We start from the raw sequence: 22334 nt of genomic DNA, 5'->3' as shown, positions 1-22334 counted from the left end.
TTCTCCTCACACACTCGGGACGGGGATCGGTTCAGTCTGTTCTATAGTGCTGAAGTTTGTCTTCATCAATGGCGTTTCCCACGCCGGGGGTCTCCCGGATCAAGATCGAGCCATTCACGATCGTCAACGGTTCGGCAATGAGGTCGTTTTCCATATCGAGGAAGTTGGCCAGCTCTGCAGCACGTCGAGACCTTGACGCGAAAGCTGCGCCGAAAGCGACCGAGGCCGCGCTGCCGACTCGGATGTCGATCTGGTTGCCGATGTAGAGTTCCACTCCCAGCCCATCTCTGCCAACCCCACGATTCGACTGGAATCGGTGAAGCCGGTGCGGGCGGTCTTGATCGTCAAGAGATCAGCCCCGGCGGTGGTTAATTCGCGGGCTGCTGAGGCGAGGTCGGGAGCTGATTCGTCAGCGGCGATGGGGATTGCCGCACGTGAGGTCACCCAGCGGCGTCCCAGATGTTGGGCGGCGTCGTTCGGTTCCTCCAAAAAACTGAATGTCCAGCTCTGTGATCTGTTCCAGCACCCGCCCAGTCTCGGCTGCGGTCCATCCCCGGTTGGCGTCCATGTACAGATCAACCTTGTCACCGAAGAAACCCCTCAGGGCTCGGGCGGCCTCCACATCGCGGGCGACGGGCCTCCGTCCAACCTTGAGCTTAAAGGTCGAGATGCCATAGCTTTCGCGCATCTGCACCGCTTCGTCCACCAGCTCATCGGCTGCTTTGAAGCCCAGCATGTGGGAGACTGCCAGTCGGTCGGTGAAGCCACCCAGCATCTGGCTGACTGGAATCTGGAGAATTTTGCCGAGAATATCCCACAGGGCAATGTCCAGCGAGCCTTTTGCTGTGGCGTTGTTGAGGGTGCGTGCCATCACTGATCGAGCTTTCTCCCGATCGAGGGGGTTCATCCCGACAAGTTGTGGGGCGAAGATGTCCTGGATCACTGAGATCACAGAACCCTGAGTCTCGCCGTAGGTAAACGGACGCGGAGGGGTGTCCGATACTCCGCTGATGCCGGTGTCGGTGTGGATCTTCACCAACACATGATTAGCTTCGGTGACTTCTCCCGATGCGAACCTCAACGGCCGGGTGGACGGAATCGTGTAGGGAACTGATTCGATAGCGGTGATCTTCATCGCTGGCTCTCACTGTCATTGTTGAAGGGGGTTGCTGCCTCGGCCGCCCCGTGGGGTGACGCAAGACTGCGGGTCGGAGACGAATGGGCCGATTCTGCATGCTGCACGGAGGCCCGGATGACATCGATCAGCGCTTCGAGCAGCGGGCGCCGGTCTCCACTGCGCCAGGCGACGGCGAGATCGACGCTCGGACTGCCCCTGATTCTGCGGAAGACCACACCGGGTGTGCCCAGTGCGGAAACAGGTTGAGGAACCACCGCCACACAACTGCCGCCGGCAACCAGCGATATCAGGGTGGAGGTTTCACTAACCACCTGCAGCACCTTGGGCTTGAACCACGCCGCGCGGCAGAGCTCATGAGTGATCATCGCGACCGCCGAGTCACTGGGGTAGGACACCATCGGCTCCCCGCGCAGGCTCTCCACAGAGACGTCGTCCTGTTCGGCTAAGCGGTGCTCCGCAGGCAGTGCGATGTGCAGCTCAGCCTCAGGCTGTCTCAGTAGTGCAGGATCAGCAAGGAGCTATCTTCCGTGGAACTGAGGTGCGCGTTTAGACTGGAAGGCGTCGAAGCCCTCGGCATAGTCGGCAGAGGAGCAGAGCGCGGCCTGGGCGCGGTTCTCCTCGTCCAGGGACTCCCACAGGCCGATGCGCTCATCGCGGATCCGGGCGACCAGCTTCTTGGACTCCCGGAAGGCCAGGGTTGCCCCTTCAGCGGCTGTACGGGCCTTCTGGCGGGTGAACTCCACCAGCTGATCGGCCGGCACGGCCCGTGAGAACAGTCCGGAGGCCACCGCTTCGGCCCCGGAGATCAGTTCTGCGGTGTAGATCAGGTCCAAGGTGCGGTGGGCGCCGAGGCGCTCCACGAACAGGGCGTGCCCCCCGGAGTCCAGGGTGGCCCCCAGGGAGGCGAACGGCGAGCCGATTCTGGCGTCCTCGGCCACATAGACAACATCAGTGGCAATCGCCAGGCCCAGTCCCACCCCCAGGCAGGGCCCGTGGACTGCGGCAAAGGTCGGAGCCTCAAAGGTCGCCATCCTGCGCAGCAGCGGGGTGACTTTCTCGCCCAGGTAGCCCTGGACGTCGTCGTCGGCCGGGGTGACACCAGAGATGTCCCGACCGGCGCAGAAGCCGCGGCCCTCACCACGCAGCAGCAGTGCGCGCACGCCGGAGGCCTCGGCCTCCCGGTAGGCGGCGTCGAGTTCGGCCAAGGCCTGTTCATCCAACGAGTTCAGCTTCTTCGGGGCGTTGAGCACCACTTCGGCCACACCGTGGTCAATATTCAGGTCAATCATCAGTTGCTCCCCTTGTGTGCTGGGAATCCGGCGGCGGTCATGCGTCGTAGTTGACCACAAGCTTTTCGGAGGTGGGCCGGGTCTGACAGGTCAACACGTATCCGGCTTCCACCTCATCAGACTCCAGTGCGTAGTTCTCCTGCATCTCGAAGTCCCCGGAGACCACCTTGGCCCGGCAGGTGCCGCAGACGCCACCCGCGCAGGCGAACGGCACATCGGAACGGGACCGCAGCGCCGCGTTGAGCACAGTCTCCTGCGCGCTGGCCGGGGTCTCCACCTGCCCGGTGAGCCCGTCCAGGGTGAATTCGATCTCCACCGTCTTCCCGCCGGGGTCAGCCTGCACCCTGCGGCCCTGCTGTCCGCCGGGCCGGTCGGGGCGGCCGGTGGTGAACAGCTCGAACCGCACTTTGTCCGCTGGCACTTCCCTGGCCTCAAGCTCGTCCCGGACCAGCTGCACCAGTTCGAAGGGGCCGCAGAGGAACCACTCGTCGGTGGTGCCGGTCTGCAGCACATGCTCCAGCAGGGCACCGAGCTTCTCATGATCGATCCGTCCGGTCAGCAGTGGGTTCAGCCGCTGCTCGCGGGACAGGACGTGGTGGACGGCGAACCGGGAGGGGTAGCGGTCCTTGAGGTCGCCGATCTCCTCGGCGAACATCACCTCGGAGGCCGACCGGTTGGCGTAGACCAGCTCAAAGGTGGACGAGGGCGAAGCGCGCAGCACCGCCCGGGCGATGGCCATGATGGGAGTGATCCCGGAGCCGGCGGCGAAGGCCACCAGGCGGGCGTCGTGACGCCGGGCCACCGCATCCTCGGCCAGCTCCTCGGGGTGGTTCATCGAGGTGATCGCCGTTTTGGAGACGAATGCCCCGGAGGGGTTCATGACCTCCAGGGTATGACCGGGGGTCAGCTGCTCATTGACCCAGGTGGAGAAGATCCCGCCGATGTCGCGCTTGACCGCGACCCGGATCTCGCCCGGTTCCGGCTCGGTGCAGATTGAATAGGAACGGCGCACCTCTTTGCCGTCGATCTCGGCCCGCAGGGCCACGTACTGGCCCGGGGCGTAGTCGAAATCCTCCTGTAGGTGTTCGGGCACCTCAAAGCTGACCTCCACCGAGTCGGCGGTCAGCCGCCGCACCTCCCGGACGCGAAGGGTGTTGAAGGTCGCCCGGCGGCGGGTTCCGGCGGCTGCCTCAGCAGCGGGGGTGTCTACTGTCATCACAGCACCTTGAAGTAGTCGAAGGGTTCCAGGCAGCCGCGGCACTGGTACAGCGCCTTGCAGGCGGTGGAGCCGAAGCGGGAGAGCTCACGGGTGTCCAGTGAGTCGCAGCGCGGGCATTTCACGCTCAGGGTCACCTTCACCGGTGAGTCCCGCACCGGGGCTGAGCCGCTGGGCGGGGATATCCCGTACTCGCGCAGTTTGTGCCGCCCCTGCTGGGTCATCCAGTCGGTGGTCCAGGCCGGCTTCAGCACAGTCTCCACCTTCACGGGCGCATAGCCGGCCCGCTGCAGAGCTGTGCGGAGATCAGAGGTGATCGTCTCCATGGCCGGACAGCCCGAGTAGGTGGGGGTGATGACCACGATGGCGCCGTCGTCGTCGGTGGCTGCAGCTGCCCGGAGAATGCCGAGGTCGGCAATGGTCAGCACCGGGATCTCAGGATCGGTGACCTGCGCGGCAGCATCCCAGACAGCGGCATCGGCTGCAGCGGTGGGCCGTACACCGTCGGGAGCGAGCTTGGGGGTTTCGGAGATGGTCATCGCTGCTCCTCTCACCATGTGGCACCGGGGTGACGCCGGGCCAGGACCTGCATCTCAGTCAGGATATGACCGCGCTGTTCAGAGAACCGGCCGGTCCGGTCTGCGCCGAAGGCTGCCTTGACATCGGGCATCTCCAGCCCGGCCTGATCGATGAGGTGTCGCAGACCGTTCATCACGTTCTCACGGAGGGAGGAGGGCAGAACGGCCACGCCGGTGCCGGCAAGCTCCGCGGTAGGCTCCACATCGGCGAAGAGCTCCTCCACATAAGCCCAGACGGCTTCCAGCCCGGCCTGCATGCGCTGCCGGGACTCGTCGGTGCCCCCGGCCAGCCGCAGCAGCCACTGCCCGGCGTGATCCTGGTGGTAGGCGACCTCTTTGAGGGCTTTGTCAGCGATCGCGGCCAGGGTCTGGTCCGAGGAATCCACCAGGCGCCGGTAGAGCTCGTGGGCGTAAAAGCTGAAGACCAGCTGCCGGGCAATGGTCTTGGCGAAGTCGCCGTTGTCCTGCTCCACCAGCCGGGCTGAGCGGAACTCGTCTTCTTCACGGAAATAGGCCAGGTCGTCTTCGGTCTTGCCCCAGGCGGTGCCGGCGTAGGTCAGGAAGAACCGGGCGTGTCCCAACAGGTCCAGGGCGATGTTGCCCAGCGCGATGTCCTCCTCCAGCTCAGGGGCTCGGGAGATCCAGTGCCCCAGGCGCTGCGCCAGAATGAGCGAGTCGTCGCCGAGGATGAGGGCGTAGCGGGCGGTGTCCTCATCGGCCTGTGCTCCTGCGGAGCGCAGTTCCTCCGGGGTGATGGCCTCACCGGCGGAGATCCGGGTGGCGGAGTCAGCAGCGGTGAATCCCAACGCCTCGCTCATAGGTGCGGCACCCCCTCGGACTGGGTGTAGTAGGTCGCGTGGCGGTAGCTCTTGCCCTGCGCAGATTCGAAATACCCACCCTTGGCGTCCGGATCTGAGGCAGTGATCTCGGCGGCCGGAACTACCCAGAGGGAGGTGCCCTCATTGCGGCGGGTGTAGAGATCGCGTGCGTTGCGCAGCGCCATGGCCGGGTCTGGAGCGTGCAGCGAGCCTGCGTGGACGTGGGACAGTCCGCGCGACGATCGGACAAAGACCTCCCAGAGCGGCCAGACGCTGTGGTCAGCCGGATCCTCGGCGACGACGCCGCCGTCGGGGACCTGGTCTGTGGTCGGCTTGGACATCAATAGTCTCTCCTTGGGTGCGTGGGGTGATCACAGCAGGCTTCGGGTGCGCTCGGTCTCAGGCGCGCTCGGTTTCAGGCGCGGAGCAGGGCGCTGCCGCGGTCGGCTTCGGCCTGTTTCGCCGCATAGGCCGCAGCCGCTTCACGCACCCAGGCGCCGTCGTCGCGTGCGGCCCGGTAGTGGGCCAGCCGCTGGTGGCTCAGCGGGCCTGTGCCCTTGACCACGCTGAAGAACTCCTCCCAGTCCAGGTCGCCGTAGTCGTAGTGGCCGCGCTTCTGGTTCCACTTCAGGTCCGGGTCTGGGAGGGTCAGGCCCAGCGCCTCGGCCTGGGGGACGATCATATCCACGAACCGCTGGCGCAGGTCATCATTGGAGAACCGCTTGATCTTCCAGGCCATGGACTGCTGGGAGTTTGGCGACTCATCATCCGGCGGGCCGAACATCTGCAGTGCGGGGCCGTAGAAACGGTCTACTGCGTTCTGGGCCATCTGCTTCTGCTCTTCGGTGCCGTGGGAGAGGGTGTAGAGGATCTCCCAGCCCTGCCGCTGGTGGAAGGACTCCTCCTTGCAGATGCGGACCATGGCCCGTCCGTAGGGGCCGTAGGAGGCGCGGCACAGCGGGACCTGGTTGGTGATGGCCGCTCCGTCGACCAGCCATCCGATGGCGCCGATGTCTGCCCAGGTGCGGGCGGGGTAGTTGAAGATGGAGGAGTACTTCGCCTGTCCGGTGTAGAGCTGCTGGTACATCTGATCCCGGGAGGTGCCGAGGGTCTCTGCCGCGGAGTAGAGATAGAGCCCATGGCCGGCCTCATCCTGCACCTTGGCCATCAGAACGGCCTTGCGCTTCAGCGAGGGTGCGCGGGTGATCCAGTTGCCCTCCGGCTGCATGCCGATGATCTCGGAGTGGGCATGCTGAGAGACCTGCCGGACAAGAGTCTTCCGGTAGTTGTTGGGCATCCAGTCACGCGGCTCGACGCGCTTGTCCTGTTCGATGAGCTCCTGGAAGCGCTCCCAGCCCAGGCGGGCGTCGTCGGCGGCCCGCTGAGCCTCTGCGGTGATCTGCTCACCCGGCGCATCGACTGCGTGCAGCTGTGGTGTGTGAGTTGCCATTGCCATACCTCCCGAATTACTGACCGTTCGTTCAGTATAACAGGGGGTGTGAGATATACAACAAGCACGCACGACGATCTGGCTGAGTGTGCAGAAACGCCCCGGTGGTGTTCCCGGACGACGCAGGCTGCTAGCGGGGGCTTTCGAAGCCTGGCTACGGTGTCTCGTCGTCGCGGGTCAGGGTTTCGAACTCGTCGTTCCAGGTGTCGCTGTCGTGGTCACCGCCCTGTTCGGCAATGGCTTTGGCCTGTTCCACATAGGCTTTGGTGAGTTTGTCGACCCGGCTCTCATTCTCCTTCAGGAGACGTTGATGGGTTTCGACTTTGACCCGGTGTGAGGTCTTCTCCTCGATCAGCTGTGTATAGCGCTGATGGACGAACTGCCATTCCTGGTCGGTGAGCTCATCGGCGAACGGGCCCTGGTGAAAGCCCTCATGGAAGGTGAGCTTCTTCCAGTCCCCGCTCTGGTTCAGCCGTGAGTCACGGTTCAGCACATCGATGACAGAAATGGGCTGATCAGTGCTCTTGAGGTGCTTTGCCTGTTCGATGCGCTTGCTCGTGCCGTGATGAGCAATGTCCACGTTGTGCTCTGCCAAAGTGTCCAGGCTGCTCTCCAGCGCCTTGCGCCTGCTCCTGGGTTTGCCCACATGCTTGTCATAGAAGTGCCACCCCACCACCGCAAGCGTCACAGCCAGCACCACCAGGACCGCCATCAACCAGTCGTGCATTGCTTGAACCCGCCTTACTGCGCCTGCTGCTGATGCTCATGCCTCTGCCGCCAGGTCGCGGATCTCGTGTGTCAGGATACCCAGGGTTCCGACCAGTTTAGCGGCAGGGCCGGCTCTTTCAGGGACGGGGTGCGCGTAAGCCGCCCAGCAGCAGGTGGACCACTGTCTCTGCCACCGGGCTGCCGGGGTCCACGCGCTCGGGACGGTACCAGTCCACGATCGAGTTGACCATGCCCATGGCAAGCCGGGAGGCGGTCCGGGCGTCGATATCACTGCGCAGGGCGCCGTCCTGCTGAGCCTGCCTGATGAGGGCTGCGATGCGCAGAGTGATCTCCCTGCGCCGGCGCAGGGCGGCGGTCTCCAGCTCGGAGTTGCCGCGCAGCCGCAGCAGAAGGGTGACATAGGGCAGCGAGCGGGTGAGCACATTGACCGATTCGCGGATGATGGTCTCCAGCTCTGCCACGGGATCGGCGTTGAGGGCCTCCGCTTCGGCCACTACGCGCTCCAGTTCGCTCAGTGAGTGGCTCAGTGCAGTGTCGAGGATCTCTTCCTTGGACTTCACATGGTGATAGATGGCTGATTTGGAGATGCCGAGCTCTTCAGCGAGCACACCCATGGAAGTGCCCTCGTACCCATGTCGGTTGAAGACTTCTACGCATACCCGCAGCAGGGTCTCCCGGTCGTAGCCAGGGCGGCCGCGTCTGGTCGAGTTGCCGTTCTTCCGGGTCGTGCTGGTGGACGGTGCTGTCGGGGACAGGGGGTCCAATGGGGCTCCTTATCGGGCTTTCCTGGTCGTCACACGGTCAGCACCAAGGGTAGCCCCTGAGTGAGGGTCACCGTGGGCGCTTGTCATAGATGCGCCGCAGTTTGCCGGAGGACCGTGCCAGGGTTTCGGGCTCGGCCACGGCCACTCGGGTGCTGCAGCCGACCTTGACTTTGATCTGCCGGGCCAGCTCTGCTCCTGCGGCCTCAGCCTCCTGGCGGGGAGTCTCCGGCCGCCGCTCGATGTGGACAGTCATCTGGTCCATATGGTCCGGCCGGACCAGCTCCAGCTGGAAGTGCGGGGACAGCCCCTCGATGCCCAGGGCGATCTCTTCGATCTGCGTGGGGAACAGATTGACCCCGCGCAGGATGATCATATCGTCGCTGCGCCCGGTGATCCGGCCCATTCGGCGGTGGCCAGGTCGGTCGGTGCCGGGGAGCAGCCGGGTCAGATCGTGGGTGCGGTACCGGATGATCGGCAGCGCCTCCTTGGTCAGGGTGGTGAAGACCAGCTCGCCGTGATGGCCCAGGGGCAGGACCTCCTCGGTGATCGGGTCGATGATCTCCGGGCGGAAATGATCCTCCCAGATCGTGGAGCCGTCCTGCCTCTGGGCAGATTCGCCCGCCACACCCGGGCCCATGACCTCGGAGAGGCCGTAGATGTCGCAGGCGGTGATGTCGAAGGCCTTTTCGATCTCCTGGCGCATCTCCTCGGTCCACGGCTCAGCGCCGAGCACGCCGATCTCCAGGGAGCTCTCCCGGGGGTCCAGGCCGGCGCTGCGGAAGGCATCGGCCAGGGTCAGCAGATAGGTGGGGGTGCACAGGATGACCCGCGGGCGGAAGTCCTGGATGAGCTGGATCTGCTTCTCGGTCTGACCGCCGGACATCGGGATGACGGTGCCGCCGACCTTCTCGATGCCGTAGTGGGCACCCAGGCCGCCGGTGAAGAGGCCGTACCCATAGGCGTTGTGGACGATGTCGCCGGGCCGGACCCCGGAGAACCGCAGGCAGCGGGCCAGCAGCGTGGCCCAACGGTCAATGTCGCCTTCGGTGTATCCCACTACGGTGGGGCGCCCCGTGGTTCCGGACGAAGCGTGAATCCGGCGTATGCGGTCCATCGGCACGGCGAAGGACTTGAAGGGGTAGGCCGCACGGAGAAACTCTTTGTCCGTGAAGGGGAAGTTCGCCAGATCCTCCAGGGTCTGCAGGTCGGAGGGCTTGACACCGTGTGCGTCGTAGAGCTTTCGGTAGGCGGCGATGTTGTCGTAGGCGTGCCGCACAGTGGCCTGCAGCCGGGTCAGCTGCAGCTGATCGAGCTGCTCTCGACTGAGCGTCTCCTCGGGGTCAGCCTCACCGGCAGGCGTCGGTGTGCCGGCAGTGGATGCCAATGCAGTCGCGACGGCGTTCGTCGCGGCGTCGGTCTGGTAGCTGCGCGACTCAGGGGCTGGTGCGATGCTCATGGGTGAGTGGCCTTTCCTCAGGAGTGGGGGACGGTGCGGGAGCGCCCGCGGAAGACGGCGATGGTGTCCTCACCGCGGCTGACGATCACGTCGTACACCCCGCTGCGGCCGGACTGGGCCACCCGAGTCGCCTCTGCGGTGAGCGTGTCGCCCAGCCATGCGGTCTTCAGGAAGTTGATGTCGGCTCCGGAGGCCACGGTGATGCTGCCCTGGGCTCCGTCAGGGTGGTTGCAGGCCATGGCGAAGCAGGTGTCGGCCAGGGTGAAGATCATTCCCCCATGGACGATGTCGAAGCCGTTGGTCATCTCCGGGCGTACGGTCATCCGGAGTTTGGCGTGATGCTCCTCGGCCAGCAGCACCTCGGCGCCGAGCCAGCCGGTGCACCTGTCGGTCTCCAGCATCTTGTGGTGCGGCCCTCCCGGTGGCATGTGCACGCCTTGAGAAATCGTCTCGGCCGTGGCGCTGGCATCGGGCATCGGAGGCTCCTTGAGGACAGTGCGATTAATTCCAGACCAATCGGTCAGTAAGTCAACTCAAGCACTGATCTCACTGTGATGTCAAGCACACCGCAAACTGCTGGGCCTTCTGCTGATCTCTCAGGGCCCTTGTTGAAGGGTCAGCCTCCCAGGTGCTCTGGGTAGAGATCTTGGATGATTGTCTCCCACTGCTCGTGGTCTTCCGGGCAGATGTATTGCATCCCATAGATCATGGTGCTTGCGAGGTCCGCCTCGAATCCCTCACGTTCCTGCGTCGAAGCGTCTGGGGGAATGACTTGGTTAAAGATCGGAGAGCTCTCAATATGCATAAGCACCGTCTCCTGATCGGCATCGTGGAAAGCAAGGATCGCGTTCTCGCAGGCGTCCAAACTCAGCGCGAGGGTGAGAGTCTCTGCTTCTGCATTCCAGGTGCCGCCCTGGGATTCGACATGCTCCCGCTGAGACGTGATGAACTCCTTCTGCTCGGGCGTTGTCGCCTCGAGGGGTGACCCGTCCAGTGGTAGTTGCTGGTCTTCTAAGAACTGGTCGCGCTCCTGAAGGGCATCGGCAAATTCGCCCTCATCCTCTTCGGTGCCGGGCCCTTCGGTGCTGCCTTCTGGGTCTTCGGCTGCCCCCTCGTCGATGTCTGTCTCTGCCTCTGCAGGCGGCGAGGTCATCTCCGAAGGTGTAGGCGAGGATTCCGCTGAATCCGAAGGGTCGGACGAGTCGCTGCAGGCGGTGAGGAACAGGGCTGTGCACACCCCGACAGTCGTTAGCAAGGAATAGCGGCTCATGGATTCAGTCTGCCACGGCCAGGAACCCGGGTATAAACGCTTATTAGACGAAGGCGGACGTCCCGGTCAGATCCCGGCCAGCGATGAGCATGTTGATGGTGTGTGTGCCCTCGTAGGTGTAGAGCGCCTCGACGTCCGCGGCCACCTTCGCCGCCTCATGGGTGCTGAGAATGCCGTTGCCGCCGAGGATCTCCCGGGCTGTGGCAGCGGACTCGCGCGCCAGGCGGGTGAGCGTGGCCTTCGCCAGGCTGGCGCGGAGCATGGTGAGCCTTCCCTCCTCCTGCAGCCGGGAGAGCTCTCCCATGAGGGCGGTGGAGACCGCCAGGTTCCCGGCAACAGTGGCAAGGCCGGCCTGGATGAGCTGGAACGAGGCCAGGGGAGCGCCGAACTGCTCCCGCTGCAGCGCATAGCCGCGGGCAATGTCCAGCAGTGCCTGCTGGGCGCCGACTGCCTGCCACCCCACCCAGGCCCGTGAGGACATCAGCAGCTCGTTGGTGGCGGAGAACGACGTCGCACCCGGCAGTGCCGCGGATTCGGGCAGTGTGACATCGATGTCGACGTCTGCGTTCTGCATAATGCGCAGACCGGTTTTGTGGGAAATCTTGCTGGCCCGGTACCCGGGGGTGTCTGTGGGGACCACAAAACCCCTGATCTGCTGGTCGGCAGTGTCCCGGGCCCAGACCAGCGCGATATCGGCGATGGTGCCGGCGCCGATCCACCGCTTGGACCCGCGGATTCGCCATTGACCGTGCTCAAGGGTCGCGGAGGTGGCCAGGCCCCCGGCGATGTCTGAGCCGTGCTCGGGCTCGGTGAGGCAGAACGCCCCGAGGGCCTCCAGCCTGCGCAGCTTCGGCAGCCAGGTCTGTTTCTGCTGCTCGGAGCCCAGCTTCTGGATGGTGCCTACGATCAGCTCGTTGTGGATTCCCAGCAATGCCGACAGCGAGACGTCGGCCCGGGCGAGGGCGCAGTGGGCCAAGCCCTGAAACAGAGGGGAGGAGCCGTCGGCGAAGGTCTCGCCCAGGCCCAGCTCGGCAAGACCCGGCAGCAGGTGGTGAGGGAACTCTTCGGCGTTCCACGGCTCGATCGCGGCGGGGCGAACCGTCTGCTGGAGATGCTCACTGATGCGGTCCAGCCGCTGGCGCTCAGCGCTGCTGAGGTGGCGGGCCAGCTCCAGCAGGTCCGTGTGCTCCTCGGTGGGGCGGTTTGCGGCTGGTGTTCCTGCGGTTGCCGGGGTGGTCTGCGTGGTGGTCATGAGGTCTCCTTGTCCCGCGAGCCCACCAGGAGTGCCCAGGGGGTTGCGGGGATAGTGCCACTCTTGGGTGCAAGTGCTTTACCAACTATAGGACTTCCAAGTATATTCTATGAGTGACTGGAATCACACCTCGACCAGGAGGAGAAGAAGATGACCGTGACTGAAGAGTTCCGTGCCGCCCGGGACCACCTTGTCAGCGTGCAGGAAGACTGGAACCGGGCCCGTGCGGAGTTCCAGTGGCCGCGATTCTCCACCTTCAACTTCGGTTTCGACTGGTTTGACCAGATCGCCTCCAGCCCCGACCGGGCCCAGCAGGATGCCCTGGTGATCGTGGAGGAGGACGGCTCTACGCTCACCAGGACGTTCGCCCAGCTGAGCGCGGACTCCAACCGGGTGGCCAATTGGCTGCGCAGCATAGGTGTCCAGCGCGGGGATCGGATCATCCTGGTGCTGGGAAATCAGGTTGAGCTCTGGGAGACGATGCTCGCGGCGATCAAGCTCGGCGCAGTGCTGGTCCCCACCACCACGCAGATGGGCGCCTATGACCTGCAGGACCGGGTCAGCCGAGCTGAGGCGAAATGGGCGGTCGGCGGCACCGAGACGCTCCGGAAGTTCGCTGAGGTCGAGGGTGACTACGCCCTGATCCACGTGCCCGGGGTGTATGCGAGACAGGATCAGCAGCAGACACCCCAGGTCTCCGGCCGCAGCGTTCATTCCTACCCTGAAGCCTATGGAGCTTCCCCGAACCTGACCCCGACCGAGCCCACCGGCGTCGATGAGACCATGCTGCTGTACTTCACCTCCGGCACAACCTCCAAGCCGAAGCTGGTGGAGCACACCCACACCTCCTATCCGGTGGGCCACCTCTCCACCCTCTACTGGATCGGTCTGCAGCCCGGGGACGTCCATCTCAACGTGTCCTCACCGGGTTGGGCCAAACATGCCTGGTCGAACTTCTTTGCCCCGTGGATCGCTGAGGCGACCATCTACCTCTACAACTTCAGCGCCTTCGACGCCGCAGCACTGATGCGGAACATGGACCAGGCTCGGGTCACCAGCTTCTGTGCTCCGCCGACGGTATGGAGGATGCTCATCAAGGCGGACCTCGCCCAGCTGAGGAACCCTCCCCGAGTGGCGGTCTCCGCCGGGGAGCCGCTCAACGCTGAGGTGATCGAACAGGTCCAGCGGGCCTGGGGGTGCACCATCAGGGACGGATTCGGTCAGACCGAATCCAGCCTCCAGGTGGCCAACACGCCGGGCAGGCAGGTGAAATTCGGAGCCATGGGTCTGCCGCTTCCAGGCTTCGACGTCGTGCTCATCGACCCGGTCACCGGCGAAGAGGCGATGGAGGGAGAGATCTGTCTGCGGCTGGACAGTGACCTCTATGGGCGCCCGGTGGGGCTGATGAAGGGCTACTACGGCGATGACCAGAAGAACGCCGAGGTGTTCCGCGACGGCTTCTACCACACCGGGGACATCGCCTCTCGGGACGAGAACGGGGTGATCACCTATGTGGGCAGGGCCGACGACGTCTTCAAGTCCAGTGACTACAAGGTCTCGCCCTTCGAACTTGAGTCGGTGCTCGTGGAGCACCCTGCAGTGGTCGAGGCGGCCATCGTGCCGGCTCCCGATGAGATTCGGCTAGCCATCCCCAAGGCCTATGTGGCATTGGCCCCGGGGTGGGAGCCCGATGCGAAGTCGGCAGCAGAGATTCTCCAGCACTGTCTGGACAAGCTGCCGCCGTATAAACGGATCCGGCGTATTGAGTTCACCGAGCTGCCGAAGACCATTTCAGGCAAGATCCGCCGGGTGCAGCTGCGCAAAGCCGAAGCGGAACGAGCGGAGACTGGACAGGCTCCGCAGGGCTCGGGCGTGGAGTACCGGGAGGAGGATCTTGGTCTCAAGCCTCAGCGCTGAACAGGCCGTTGTCCCTACAATGGTCGGAATTCACCTGAAGTCCCTAAGGAGAGCCCCATGCACCCCCCGCTGGCGAAGGACCCTATTGCCGAGATCCAGAAGAACTGGCAGCGGCAGGGGTGGCACGCGGCGGCGGCGCCTGCTGCGGCGGTGACGGCGATTATGAGGACTCAGCAGATCCTGCTGGGCAGGGCGCAGGAGATCCTCAAGCCCTTCAACCTGACCTTCGCCCGGTACGAGGTGATCTCACTGCTCAGCTTCTCCCGTGAGAAACGCATGCCGATGAACAAGGCGAGCAAGCTGCTGCAGGTGCATCCGACCTCGATCACCAATGCCGTGGACCGCTTAGAGGCGGCCGGGCTGGTGCAGCGCCAGCCCCACGACTCCGATCGGCGCGCCATGCTCCTGGCTCTGACCCCGGAGGGAAAGCGAGTTGCCGAGCAGGCCACCCAGGCGCTGAACGAGCAGCTGTTCGAGCGCAGCGGCTTTGGGGACCAGGAAATCATGGACCTCAACGCGATTCTGGCGAACTTCCGCCAGCGGGCTGGAGATTTCACCCCGTAGCACGGAGTCTGCTGGCACCCGGCCCTCTATTGAATCCCCCACCAGCGCCACAGGTGTGATGACAGGAGAGAAAGCGGATGCGTACTGCAGTGGAGAATGAAGTAACGGCGCCACACCCAGGGAGACGTGTTGCCGCTGTCCTCGCAGCGGGTGCGGCTGCCGTACTGGGCCTTTCAGGCTGTATGTTCTTCGGCTCCGAGCCCGATGTCACTCCTGAAGGACAAGCAGCCTATGCCTGTTCTCTGGCTGAAAGCGCCATCGAGGGTAGCGGCGATGTCACCGACTGGGACGCGCCCGTCGGTGAAAATGCTGACAACGCAGCCTCACAAGCACTGGCGGCAGGCAGCCTCGTCGGCGGCTCGGCCGGTTATGCATTGCCCGACCATCCTGAACTCTCGGAGGCGGGCCGTGAAATCTTCTCTGCCTTTCACAGATTCGATCTCGAAGCGCTGGCTGATTCCCTGGAGGACATGGTGGCCGCCTGCGACGGTGTCGATGCGTCTGGCTCGCAGGACGTGTCAGTTGACGGTCAGGCCGAGTATGGGTGTGCTCTGGCTGACTATGTTGTGGATGAGCACGGCCCGTCAGACACCTGGGGTTCGCTCGGGGAAGAACCCGCGTTTCACCTGGTGTCCTCGGTCGGTGCGCTCTTCGGAGGGCTCAACGCATCCGCACTGCCAGGCAGCGGAGAGCAGCGCGAGGGGGCCAGTGCTGTGATCGAAGGACTCCAGCGTTTCGATACCGAGGCTATCGACGACGGACTGCAGGATGTGGTGGAAAACTGCCGCAGCTGACGCGGATCTGCCATGCGCAGGCGGGGAGATAATCTCCTGGGCTGCCGGTCAGTGGTGCCGCAGAGATGCTGAACCTCAGCGGTGGGTCCAGGAAGGGTCACGCTTCTCTGCGAAGGCGCTCATGCCCTCTGCCTGGTCCTCCATGGAGAACCGTGAATGGAATAGCCGGCGCTCAAAGAGCAGACCCTGATGAAGGGTGGTCTCAAAGGCAGAGGCGACCGCCTCCTTGGCCATCTGGGCCGCAGGCTTGGACTTCGAGGCGATCAGCTCAGCAACCTTTGTGGCCTCCGCGACGGTCTGCTCATCCGGCACCACCCGTGAGACCAGGCCGATGCGCTCGGCCTCTGCGGCATCAATGTGCCGTCCGGTGAGCACCATATCCATCGCCTTGGCCTTGCCGACAGAGCGAGTCAGCCGCTGGGAGCCGCCCATCCCGGGAATGACGCCCAGATTGATCTCCGGCTGACCGAACTTCGCGCCTTCGCCGGCGATGATCACATCGGTCATCATCGCCAGCTCGCAGCCGCCGCCCAGGGCATAGCCGTTGACCGCAGCCACGATCGGGGTGCGCAGCCGGGCGAAGTCGTCCCAGCGCCGGAAGTAGTCGGCAGAGTACATCGCAGGGTAGTCATGCTCGTTCATCTGCTTGATATCGGCACCTGCGGCGAAGGCCTTCTCGCTTCCGGTGAGCAGAATCGCTCCGATGTCTGGATCGGCGTCGAAGCCCGTTGCTGCGGAGACCACTTCCGCCATGGTCGTCTCATTCAGCGCGTTCAGCGCCTCGGGCCGATTCAGGCCGATGACGCCGACCCGCTGGGAGGCTGAGACCACGATGGTTGAGTACTCGCTCATGCTGGGGCTCCTTGATGGCTGGAATCGTCGCGAATGGTGTTGATGATGGCAGAGAAGTCCTGGCCCGCGCCGTCGCCGGCTGCGAATTCAGAGTAGATGGCGGTGGCCAGCCTGCCCAGCTGCGCCTCCACCCCCTGCTCATCCAGGGCATTGGTGGCGAGGTTGAGGTCTTTGGCCATCAGCGCCCCGGCGAATCCCGGTCGGTAGTCGCGATTGGCCGGTGAGTTCGGCACCGGGCCCGGTACCGGGCAGTTGGTGGTCAGTGCCCAGCATTGGCCTGAGGCCTTGGAGACGACGTCATAGAGGGCCTGATGGGTCAGCCCCAGCTTCTCGCCCAGGACGAAGGCCTCCCCGACCGCGATCTGGCTGACGCCCAGGATCATGTTGTTGCAGATCTTCGCCGCCTGGCCCAGGCCGTTGCCGCCGCAGTGGACCACCCGAGCGCCCATGATGTCCAACAACGGGTGGATCTGCTCGAAGACCTCTCCGGCTGCTCCGACCATGAAGGCCAGTGTGCCGGCCTCGGCGCCGACCACGCCGCCGGAGACCGGAGCATCGGCGGCGCGGAAGCCGGCCTGCTGGGCCAGCTGGGCCGCCTGCTGGGCCTCGGAGATGTTGATGGTCGAACAGTCCAGGAAGATGGTGTCGGGCTTGGCCGCAGACAGCAGCCCGGGGGAGTCTTGGTAGGCAGAGATCACATGCTGGCCCGAGGGCAGCATAGTGAGGACCACATCGGCCTCGGCCACTGCCTCCAGTGGATCGGTGACCACCTCGACGCCGTGGCCCCGGGCGGTGTCCAGGGCCTGCGGCATCACATCGTGGCCGAAGACCTGGACCCCGGCGGCGACCAGATTGGCGGCCATCGGTCCCCCCATATTGCCCAGCCCGATAAAGGCCACAGTGCTGGTCCCGCCGGTGGGGAGACCCCGTTCGGCTCTCGGCTGGTTCGCACCAGCCTTCACACCTGAAGTCGGCTTGCTCGCTGCGCTGTGAGCCTCACCGGTTGCCGCGTCTTCTTCTGCCACGGGACTCAGCTCCCTTCGGGCATGATGAAGCTGGCGCCCTCTTTGGTGCCGGAGGGCCAGCGGGTGCTGACACTCTTGGTCTTGGTGTAGAACCTCAGACCATCGGTGCCGTGCTGGTTCAGATCCCCGAAGCCTGAGGCCTTCCAGCCGCCGAAGGTGTAATAGGCGATCGGCACCGGGATGGGCACGTTGACTCCCACCATGCCGACCTCCACCCGGGAGGTGAAGTCCCGGGCGGTGTCCCCGTCGCGGGTGAAGATCGCCACTCCGTTGCCGAACTCGTGCTCAGTGGGAAGCCGCAGCGCCTCCTCGTAGTCGGCGGCGCGCACCATGGTCAGCACCGGGCCGAAGATCTCTTCGGTGTAGATGCGCATAGCCGGGGTGACGTGGTCGAAGAGCGTGGCCCCGACCCAGTAGCCGTGGGGATGGCCCTCCACGGCGGCACCGCGGCCGTCGACCACCAGCTCGGCGCCCTCATCCACGCCGATTCCGATGTAGTTCTCGATCCGCTCCTTGGCGTCTGCCCCCACGACGGGTCCGAAGTCGCTGCTCGGGTCCAAGGAGGGGCCCAGGGTGAGTGCGCCGATGCGCTCCACGAGCTTCTCCCGGAGGGCCTCAGCGGTGGCCTCTCCCACCGGCACCGCCACCGAGATGGCCATGCAGCGCTCCCCGGCAGAGCCGTAACCGGCTCCGATGAGGGCATCAGCGGCCTGGTCCAAGTCGGCATCGGGCATGATCACCATGTGGTTCTTGGCCCCGCCGAAGCACTGTGCCCGTTTGCCCGCCGCGGCTGCTGAGGAGTAGATCGACTGGGCGATCGGGGTGGAGCCCACAAACCCGACGGCCTTGACCCGGGGGTCCTCGATGAGCGCATCCACCGCTTCCTTGTCCCCGTTGACCACATTCAGCGTCCCCGGCGGCATTCCGGCCTCGAGAGCCAGTTCGGCCAGGCGCAGGGGCACCGAGGGGTCGCGCTCAGAAGGTTTGAGAACGAAGGTGTTGCCCGCCGCTAAGGCAATACCGGCCTTCCACAGCGGAATCATCGCCGGAAAGTTGAACGGGGTGATCCCAGCGACCACGCCCAGGGGCTGGCGGAGACTGTGCACATCCATCCCTGTGGCCACATTGTGGGAGAACTCTCCTTTGAGCAGGTGCGGTGCGCCGGCACCGAACTCCACGACCTCCACGCCGCGCTGAATGTCTCCCTTGGCGTCGTCGAAGGTTTTACCGTGCTCATTGGACAGAGTCTCGGCCAGCTCGTCGCGGTGGGTGTTGATCAGGTCCACCCATTTCAGCAGGATCCGGCCCCGCCGCTGCGGATTCAGCGCTGACCACTCGGAGAAGGCCCGTTGCGCGGAGTCCACTGCTGCGGCGACCTCGTCGCCGGAGGCCAGTGGGACATGTGAGGCGACCTCGCCGCGCACCGGATTGAACACCTCCCGGGTGCGTCCTGAGGTTCCGTGGACGTGCTCTCCGTGGATAAAATGAGTGAGTTCAGGCATAGCTGGTGCTCCTTTGCACACGGAACGTGATCTATCTCTCATGTGCTAGCCTAAACGCGAGTCGTTGGACGTGCAACTAATCGTGCCAGCATGCAGTAAGTGGACAAGCCGCAGTCAAGCAAACACAGTGAGGTGTCATGGCGGAAACAGTGATGGTGGCCGGTGCTCGTACTCCGATGGGGCGGCTGTTGGGAGGGCTCTCCTCCCTGTCGGCTGCCCAGCTCGGAGCTGTGGCGATCCAGGGTGCCCTGGACCGGGCGGGGCTCAGCGGTGACTCGGTGGACTATGTGGTGATGGGTCAGGTCATCCAAGCCGGCGCCGGACAGAACCCCGCCAGGACTGCGGCGATCGGCGGCGGCATCCCCACCTCCACCCCCTCGATCACCATCAACAAGGTCTGCCTCTCCGGTCTCAACGCCGTGGCCACAGCCGATCAGCTGATCAGGGCGGGGGAGTGCGAGATCGTCGTCGCCGGTGGTATGGAGTCGATGTCCCAGGCCCCACACCTGCTGCCGAGATCGCGCACCGGGATCAAGTACGGCGATGGCACCATCGTTGACTCCATGGCCTACGACGCCTTGTTCGACCAGGCCACGCAGCAGTCCATGGGCGCGTTGACCGAGTCCTGCAACACCGCGGAGGCTGAGGCCAGCCGTGAGGAGCAGGACCGGATCGCCGCCGAATCCCACCAGCGGGCGGCCCGGGCGGCACAGAAGGGCATCTTCGCCGAGGAGATCGTGCCGGTGCGCATCCCTCAGCGGCGCGGGGACGACGTCGTCGTCGACTCGGACGAAGGCATTCGCACCGATGCCACCGCGGAGGGCCTGGGGAAGCTGCGCCCGGCCTTCAGCGCCGACGGCACGGTGACCGCAGGGTCGGCCTCACAGATCTCCGACGGCGCCTGCGCCCTGGTGGTGATGTCCAAGGCCAAGGCCCGTGAGCTGGGGCTGGAGTGGATCGCCGAGATCGGTGCCCACGGCATGGTGGCGGGTCCCGACTCAAGTCTGCAGCTGCAGCCTGCCCGTGCCATTGAGGCGGCCTGCGCCAAGGCCGGGACGGCACCGGGAGAGTTGGATCTGATCGAGATCAACGAGGCTTTCGCCGCGGTGTCCGCCGCGTCGGTGCGTCAGCTGGGAGTCAGCGAGGAGATCGTCAACGTCAACGGGGGTGCCATCGCTCTCGGTCACCCAGTTGGCATGTCCGGGGCGCGCCTGCTGCTCCACCTGGCCCTGGAGCTGGGCCGGCGCGGGGGAGGCACCGGTGCCGCAGCCCTGTGCGGCGGCGGCGGGCAGGGCGATGCCCTGATTCTGCACGTGTGAGAAGTGAACCCGGTCAAGGAGGACCCCGATGAATCTGACCCAGGCCAGCGCAGTCGTCACCGGAGGAGCCTCCGGACTCGGCCACGCCACAGCCAAGGCGCTCACTGAGGCCGGTGCACAGGTGGTGGTCGTGGATCTCCCCGATGCCGCAGGATCCACGGCCCGCGCCGATGCCGTCTCCGAGCTGGGTGAGAACGCACACTTCCACCCCGGGGACGTCACCGATCCGCAGACCAGCGCCGACGCCGTGGCAGCCGCAGTGAGGCTGGCACCGCTGCGCGCGGCCATCAGCTGCGCCGGCATCGCCACCCCGGGCAAGCTGCTGAGCCGTAAAGGCCCGCTGCGGGCTGAGCAGTTCATGAAAGTGCTCGCCATCAACACCGGAGGCACAGTCAGCCTGATGACAGCAGCGGCCGCGGCCATGCAGGACAACGACCCCGCAGACGGCGACCGCGGAGTGCTGATCAATACGGCGTCCGTGGCGGCCTTCGACGGCCAGATAGGCCAGATCGCCTACGTTGCGTCCAAAGGCGCAGTGGCCTCGCTCACCCTGCCGGCCGCCCGCGAGCTCGCCCGCCATGCCATCCGGGTGGTCACCATTGCGCCGGGCCTGTTCGAGACTCCGATGATGGCCGGACTGCCCGACGCCGCTCGGGAGTCGCTGCGCGCGAAAACCCTGCACCCCCCACGGTTGGGACGCCCAGAAGACTACGCCACGACCGTGATACAGATCATCGCCAACCCCATGCTCAACGGCGAGACGATCCGGCTCGACGGAGCAGTGCGGCTGGATCCGCAGTGAGACTGTGCGCCACAGGGACTACCAAGAAGGCTATGATGTTAGCAGACCCCACAACACCTGAGCTACTGGCGTGTTACATTTTTGCCGGATAAGGGTGTCGCGCCGCAAGATCACGCGGAAGGGCAGACACCCTGCTGGGCAAAGGTTCGCCCTCACCTCGTGAGCTTGTAGGTGACTGCGGAGTTCTTGGGATGATGGGGTTGGTCGGTGCAGTTCATTCACGCGGCACGACGATGCTCTACTGGGATGACCCACCTTTGCTGCGATTCAGGTCTCACCCCCAGCGATTGCGTGAGGTGGCATCGAACTCTTCATGCCGAACCAGTTCCGCCAGCACTAAGCCGAGGTAGAGCGAGGTCCGGCGCCAGCCGTCGTCAAGGGCGTCGCCTATCTGGGTGCGGCAGCGGTCTAGCCGGTAGTACAGGGTGGACCGGTGAATCTTCAGCTCGGTGCAGGAGCGCTGCACGTCCCCGCCGAGCCGTAGCAGGGTCAGCAGAGTCTCGGTGTTGACGTGGCCGCTGTGACTGTCCTGGCCTGTCAGAGCGGTGGCTTCCGGACTGACCAGCGTCACTGAGGACTCGGTCCAGGCAAGGTGGCGGAACAACACCAGCGAACCGAGCTGATCATAGCGGCTGTGCCGGGGCGCTTCTGGCACCAGTCCGGCCACCCGCGCCGCATAGGCCGCCTGCAAGTATGTCTCCCGTAGGCCGTTGCGCCAGTCGCGGGTAAGGGAGACCCCGGAGGCGCGCAGTTGGTGGGGATTCGCCGGTCCTGAGCGCAGCACTGCCCGCTCGACTTGTTTCGGAACCTGCTCCCAGGTGGGACGGGCTGAGACCACCACCAGCGCGCCGTCGATGATCCCGAAAAGATCGCTGTCCTTTAATGCGGTCAGCGTCGAGCTGATTACTCTGCTGAAGTCATGGCGTTCGGCTGGGGAGGGTGCTGGGTTCTGTTCGGAGTCCTCGGGCACCTCCGGGTTCTGCATCAACGGCATCACCGTGATCGCGATGGCGGTGCGCTCGGCTAGTTGATGCCTCGCAGCCCATTCGGCGATAGCGTAGCTCGCGGTGATGGAATCCGCGTGGATCAGCCGCTGTAGGCGACGGCTGTCATCGACCACGGCGTCCACCGTGGGATCGGAAGTCTGTTGGATCAGCACGGCGGTGACCTGCGCGGCCGCCGCCCGGGCGTGGGAGTACTCCTCAGGGTTCAGTTGGGCTCCAGCCTCCATGACGATCCAGAGGAAAGCGATGTTGCGCCGCTCGACCTGGATGGGAATGCACAGGCGCGGCTGCAGGCCCGGCAAGAAGGACTCGGAGAGCACGAAGGGATCGGAGCGTTCTAGGTAGCCCTGGGCGCGCAGGCTGTTGACCACCTCAGGAGGCGTGCGGCGGGTCAGGATGCTCCTGATCCTGTACTCATCCACTCCGGAACCATGGGCTGAGGCGGCCACCAGGTTCAGGTCGAAATCGTTCAGCGCCACCGGCTTGTGCAGTCGATCTGCCAACTCCGACACAGTGTTTTGAAGACTTGCCATGATTCCGTCTGCTTTCCGTTGAATCGGGGGCTGCCACCGTTGTTCTTCCGACAATTGTTGGA

At 64.8% G+C, this 22334-nt stretch carries 24 protein-coding genes and 1 pseudogene; 5 read left to right on the top strand and 20 right to left on the bottom strand.

The window, feature by feature from the left end; genetic code table 11:
- Positions 1-31 precede the first annotated feature (31 nt).
- From DVO78_RS18230 to DVO78_RS05200, 16 genes and pseudogenes are all read right to left on the bottom strand, one after another.
- Positions 32-274 (bottom strand): enolase C-terminal domain-like protein, encoded by a 243-nt coding sequence (locus DVO78_RS18230; protein WP_338016567.1) that lies wholly within the window; start codon positions 272-274, stop codon positions 32-34.
- 71 nt (positions 275-345) lie between these two features.
- Positions 346-444, bottom strand: a pseudogene (locus DVO78_RS18225) (hypothetical protein); the annotation flags it as partial.
- Positions 410-1135, bottom strand: a complete 726-nt coding sequence (locus tag DVO78_RS05265; protein ID WP_338016566.1) for a mandelate racemase/muconate lactonizing enzyme family protein — start codon at positions 1133-1135, stop codon at positions 410-412. The gene DVO78_RS05265 and the pseudogene DVO78_RS18225, both read right to left, overlap by 35 nt.
- Positions 1132-1608 (bottom strand): LysR family substrate-binding domain-containing protein, encoded by a 477-nt coding sequence (locus DVO78_RS05260; protein ID WP_274380739.1) that lies wholly within the window; start codon positions 1606-1608, stop codon positions 1132-1134. Before DVO78_RS05260 ends, DVO78_RS05265 begins: the two co-directional genes overlap by 4 nt.
- A 48-nt stretch (positions 1609-1656) precedes the next feature.
- The gene (locus DVO78_RS05255) at positions 1657-2427 is read right to left on the bottom strand and encodes an enoyl-CoA hydratase/isomerase family protein (protein WP_120003765.1); all 771 of its coding nucleotides are present in this window, start codon (positions 2425-2427) and stop codon (positions 1657-1659) included.
- Between the two features lie 37 nt (positions 2428-2464).
- The gene (gene paaE, locus DVO78_RS05250; protein WP_120003764.1) at positions 2465-3643 is read right to left on the bottom strand and encodes a 1,2-phenylacetyl-CoA epoxidase subunit PaaE; all 1179 of its coding nucleotides are present in this window, start codon (positions 3641-3643) and stop codon (positions 2465-2467) included.
- A complete protein-coding gene (gene paaD / locus DVO78_RS05245; RefSeq protein ID WP_120003763.1) occupies positions 3643-4182 on the bottom strand; it encodes a 1,2-phenylacetyl-CoA epoxidase subunit PaaD in 540 nt (179 codons plus the stop codon). Before paaD ends, paaE begins: the two co-directional genes overlap by 1 nt.
- A gap of 11 nt (positions 4183-4193) precedes the next feature.
- Complete coding sequence (paaC, locus tag DVO78_RS05240; protein WP_120003762.1) at positions 4194-5039, bottom strand: 1,2-phenylacetyl-CoA epoxidase subunit PaaC; 846 nt, start codon at positions 5037-5039, stop codon at positions 4194-4196.
- Positions 5036-5380: a 1,2-phenylacetyl-CoA epoxidase subunit PaaB gene (paaB, locus tag DVO78_RS05235; protein WP_120003761.1), complete on the bottom strand. Its 345-nt coding sequence runs from the start codon at positions 5378-5380 to the stop codon at positions 5036-5038. The genes paaC and paaB overlap by 4 nt, the downstream gene beginning before the upstream one ends.
- 74 nt (positions 5381-5454) lie before the next feature.
- The gene (gene paaA, locus DVO78_RS05230) at positions 5455-6495 is read right to left on the bottom strand and encodes a 1,2-phenylacetyl-CoA epoxidase subunit PaaA (RefSeq protein ID WP_120003760.1); all 1041 of its coding nucleotides are present in this window, start codon (positions 6493-6495) and stop codon (positions 5455-5457) included.
- A gap of 148 nt (positions 6496-6643) precedes the next feature.
- Positions 6644-7216 carry a hypothetical protein gene (locus DVO78_RS05225; RefSeq protein WP_120003759.1) on the bottom strand — a complete coding sequence of 191 codons (573 nt, stop codon included), beginning with the start codon at positions 7214-7216 and terminating at the stop codon, positions 6644-6646.
- Between the two features lie 118 nt (positions 7217-7334).
- Positions 7335-7973: a TetR/AcrR family transcriptional regulator gene (locus tag DVO78_RS05220; RefSeq protein ID WP_120003991.1), complete on the bottom strand. Its 639-nt coding sequence runs from the start codon at positions 7971-7973 to the stop codon at positions 7335-7337.
- 76 nt (positions 7974-8049) lie between these two features.
- The gene (locus DVO78_RS05215; protein WP_120003758.1) at positions 8050-9438 is read right to left on the bottom strand and encodes a phenylacetate--CoA ligase family protein; all 1389 of its coding nucleotides are present in this window, start codon (positions 9436-9438) and stop codon (positions 8050-8052) included.
- A 17-nt stretch (positions 9439-9455) separates the two neighbouring features.
- Complete coding sequence (locus DVO78_RS05210) at positions 9456-9914, bottom strand: hotdog fold thioesterase (protein WP_338016565.1); 459 nt, start codon at positions 9912-9914, stop codon at positions 9456-9458.
- A 140-nt stretch (positions 9915-10054) separates the two neighbouring features.
- The gene (locus tag DVO78_RS05205) at positions 10055-10708 is read right to left on the bottom strand and encodes a hypothetical protein (RefSeq protein WP_162301566.1); all 654 of its coding nucleotides are present in this window, start codon (positions 10706-10708) and stop codon (positions 10055-10057) included.
- 43 nt (positions 10709-10751) lie between these two features.
- Complete coding sequence (locus DVO78_RS05200) at positions 10752-11960, bottom strand: acyl-CoA dehydrogenase family protein (protein ID WP_120003756.1); 1209 nt, start codon at positions 11958-11960, stop codon at positions 10752-10754.
- A 150-nt stretch (positions 11961-12110) separates the two neighbouring features.
- Here DVO78_RS05200 and DVO78_RS05195 point away from each other — a divergent pair, with 150 nt between their 5' ends.
- The 3 genes from DVO78_RS05195 to DVO78_RS05185 all read left to right on the top strand — a co-directional run bounded on the left by DVO78_RS05195 (position 12111) and on the right by DVO78_RS05185 (position 15235).
- Entirely contained in the window at positions 12111-13877 is a 1767-nt protein-coding gene (locus DVO78_RS05195) for an AMP-binding protein (protein ID WP_120003755.1), read from the top strand.
- Positions 13878-13934: 57 nt separating this feature from the next.
- On the top strand, positions 13935-14441 hold the full coding sequence (locus DVO78_RS05190; protein WP_120003754.1) for a MarR family winged helix-turn-helix transcriptional regulator: 507 nt from the start codon (positions 13935-13937) through the stop codon (positions 14439-14441).
- Positions 14442-14623: 182 nt separating this feature from the next.
- Entirely contained in the window at positions 14624-15235 is a 612-nt protein-coding gene (locus DVO78_RS05185; protein ID WP_120003753.1) for a hypothetical protein, read from the top strand.
- 75 nt (positions 15236-15310) lie between these two features.
- On the opposite strand, the gene DVO78_RS05180 is transcribed toward DVO78_RS05185, so the two are convergent.
- The 3 genes from DVO78_RS05180 to DVO78_RS05170 form a co-directional block, all read right to left on the bottom strand.
- Positions 15311-16087, bottom strand: coding sequence for an enoyl-CoA hydratase (locus DVO78_RS05180; protein ID WP_120003752.1), 777 nt, complete (start codon positions 16085-16087; stop codon positions 15311-15313).
- Entirely contained in the window at positions 16084-17049 is a 966-nt protein-coding gene (gene mmsB, locus DVO78_RS05175; protein ID WP_420799061.1) for a 3-hydroxyisobutyrate dehydrogenase, read from the bottom strand. The genes DVO78_RS05180 and mmsB overlap by 4 nt, the downstream gene beginning before the upstream one ends.
- A gap of 68 nt (positions 17050-17117) precedes the next feature.
- Positions 17118-18614, bottom strand: coding sequence for a CoA-acylating methylmalonate-semialdehyde dehydrogenase (locus tag DVO78_RS05170; protein ID WP_120003751.1), 1497 nt, complete (start codon positions 18612-18614; stop codon positions 17118-17120).
- 137 nt (positions 18615-18751) lie between these two features.
- Here DVO78_RS05170 and DVO78_RS05165 point away from each other — a divergent pair, with 137 nt between their 5' ends.
- Both DVO78_RS05165 and DVO78_RS05160 read left to right on the top strand, forming a co-directional pair.
- The gene (locus tag DVO78_RS05165; RefSeq protein ID WP_120003750.1) at positions 18752-19933 is read left to right on the top strand and encodes an acetyl-CoA C-acetyltransferase; all 1182 of its coding nucleotides are present in this window, start codon (positions 18752-18754) and stop codon (positions 19931-19933) included.
- Positions 19934-19961: 28 nt separating this feature from the next.
- Positions 19962-20735, top strand: a complete 774-nt coding sequence (locus tag DVO78_RS05160; RefSeq protein ID WP_120003749.1) for an SDR family NAD(P)-dependent oxidoreductase — start codon at positions 19962-19964, stop codon at positions 20733-20735.
- Between the two features lie 274 nt (positions 20736-21009).
- Here DVO78_RS05160 and DVO78_RS05155 read toward each other — a convergent pair whose 3' ends face one another.
- Complete coding sequence (locus DVO78_RS05155) at positions 21010-22242, bottom strand: helix-turn-helix domain-containing protein (RefSeq protein WP_162301565.1); 1233 nt, start codon at positions 22240-22242, stop codon at positions 21010-21012.
- Between the last annotated feature and the right edge of the window lie 92 nt (positions 22243-22334).

The sequence above is a fragment of the Nesterenkonia muleiensis genome, from assembly GCF_003600155.1.
GTDB classification, from domain to species: Bacteria; Actinomycetota; Actinomycetes; order Actinomycetales; family Micrococcaceae; genus Nesterenkonia; species Nesterenkonia muleiensis.
The sequence above is the reverse complement of the archived record's forward strand: the minus strand, read 5'-3'. Positions and strand labels throughout refer to the sequence as shown.